Origin of the sequence: Acinetobacter sp. CFCC 11171 (assembly GCF_003268405.1) — a bacterium.
Taxonomy (GTDB): Bacteria; Pseudomonadota; Gammaproteobacteria; order Pseudomonadales; family Moraxellaceae; genus Acinetobacter; species Acinetobacter amyesii.
Genome location: NZ_LQXP01000144.1, coordinates 1 through 212, shown reverse-complemented (window position 1 = coordinate 212; position 212 = coordinate 1). Strand labels below are relative to the sequence as shown.

Below are 212 nucleotides of genomic sequence, written 5' to 3'. Positions count from 1 at the left end.
GCGGATTATCAAGTGACGGATATTCAATACAGCTTAACGGGCGCACAATTTAAATTGCGTACTGCTCAAGCTGAATTTGTGGTGCAAAGTCCATTATTGGGACACTTCAATATTGAAAATATTGTGGCGAGCTTAATTTCAGCGGAGCAAGCGGGTTTTGACTTATCTGCCTTGATCGCAACTGCGCCCGAGTTAAAAGGTGCCACCGGGTC

At 45.3% G+C, this 212-nt stretch carries 1 protein-coding gene; it reads left to right on the top strand.

The features are described 5' to 3' along the window. The coding region (locus tag AVJ20_RS18235; RefSeq protein ID WP_265735984.1) for a Mur ligase family protein at positions 1-212 on the top strand (212 nt) is incomplete at both ends.